This window comes from Streptomyces sp. URMC 127, from assembly GCF_051386535.1.
Lineage (GTDB): Bacteria > Actinomycetota > Actinomycetes > Streptomycetales > Streptomycetaceae > Streptomyces.
This window is the reverse complement of the sequence record NZ_JBPQTW010000425.1, coordinates 1-1,728: the sequence shown is the minus strand read 5'-3', so window position 1 is coordinate 1,728 and position 1,728 is coordinate 1. Positions and strand designations below refer to the sequence as shown.

The 1,728-nt window shown below is 76.9% G+C and carries 2 protein-coding genes; both read left to right on the top strand.

The window, feature by feature from the left end:
- Window positions 1-858: carboxyl transferase domain-containing protein (locus ACSNOH_RS34680; protein WP_436725425.1), on the top strand; the 858-nt coding region annotated here is incomplete at its 5' end.
- Window positions 859-1,001: 143 nt separating this feature from the next.
- A partial coding sequence (locus ACSNOH_RS34675; RefSeq protein WP_436725426.1) for a FecCD family ABC transporter permease occupies window positions 1,002-1,728 on the top strand: 727 nt, incomplete at its 3' end.

The following is a 1,728-nucleotide window of genomic DNA, read 5'->3' as shown; positions in this document are numbered from 1 at the left end:
ACCCCCGTCCCCTCCGCCTCCGTCCCCTCCGCCGCTGAATCGATTCGCCGCTCGCGTGACCCCGAACGCCCCGGCGTCCGCGCGCTGCTGGACGCCGCCGCCACTGACGTCACTCTCCTCAGCGGCACGGGCGCGGGGGAGCGCGACCCCGGGCTGCTGCTCGCGCTCGCGCGCGTCGGCGGCACGCCCTGCGTGGTGCTCGCGCACGACCGCGGCAGCCGTACGGGTGCCGCGGGGGAGGAAGCGGGCGGGGTGCCCGCCGCCGGGCAGGCGCTCGGCCCGGCCGGCCTCCGCGCCGCCCGCCGCGGGATGCGGATCGCCGCCGAACTCGGCCTGCCCCTGCTGACGGTGGTCGACACGGCGGGCGCGGCGCTCTCCCGCGACGCCGAGGAGGGCGGCCTGGCCGGCGAGATCGCGCGCTGCCTGGCCGACCTGGTGACCCTGCCCGCGCCGACGCTGTGCCTGCTGCTCGGTCAGGGCGCGGGCGGCGCGGCGCTCGCGCTGCTCCCCGCGGACCGGGTCGTCGCCGTCCGGCACGCGTGGCTGTCGCCGCTGCCGCCCGAGGGGGCCTCGGCGATCCTGTACCGGACGACGGACCGGGCCTACGAGGTCGCCGGGCGGCAGGGCGTACGCTCCGCGGACCTCCTGGCGAACGGGATCGTGGACCTCGTGGTGGAGGAGCCGGAAGGGGCTCCGGAGGCCGGTGCGGACGCCCTCCCGGGCACCGCGAACGACGATTTCCTGCCGCGTCTGGGGGTCCTCCTCGGGGCGGAAATGGCCGCCCTCGGCGCGCGCGAGCAGGGCGAACGCCTGGCCGACAGGCGTGCGCGCTATCGACGGATCGGGCTGGGAAGCTGAGGCTCCGGCGCTCATAAATTGGGCATCGAGGGCATAGGAGGGTGTGCGATCCATCGAGAATTGACAAGGTAAGCCTTACCTAACCTAGGGTCTCTCCCGTGAACGAGACCGTTCCAGGGGCGGCTGCGGCTGCCCCGGACTCCGTGCTGCCCGCCACCGGGCGAGCGGCCCCGGCCCGCCGGGCCGCACTGCTTGTTGCCGGCGCGGCCGCGCTCGCGCTCTGCGCGGCGCTCAGCCTCGCGGCGGGCTCCCGCCCGGTGCCCCTGGGCACCGTGTGGCACGCCCTGGCCGGGGACGAGGCGGGCCGCGACGGCCTGGTCGTCACCGGCCTGCGCGTCCCGCGCACCCTGATCGGCCTCGCCGTCGGCGCGGCGCTCGGCATCGCCGGAGCCGTCGCCCAGGGCGTCACCCGCAACCCGCTGGCCTCGCCCACCACGCTCGGCATCAACGCCGGGGCGAGCTTCGCCGTCGTCACCGCCATCTACGCGCTGCGTCTCGAACACCCGGCGCAGTACCTGTGGTTCGCCTTCGGCGGCGCCGCGCTCGCCACCGTTGCCGTCCTGGCGCTCGCCCGCCGCGCCGGCGAACTCGACCCCGTACGGCTCGCGCTCGGCGGAACCGTCCTGGCCGCCGTGCTCGCCTCGTGGACCTCCGCGGTGATGCTGGCGAGCCACCGCACGCTGGACGAGGCCCGGTTCTGGCTGGCCGGCTCGCTCGCCGGGCGGCAGACGAGCATCCTGCTGCCCGTCCTCGCGCCCCTCGTCGTGGGCCTCGTGCTCGCCCTCGCCATCGCGCCCGCCCTCAACGCTCTCGCCCTCGGCGACGAGACCGCGCAGGCGCTCGGCGTCCCCGTCGCCAAGGTCCGCGCCG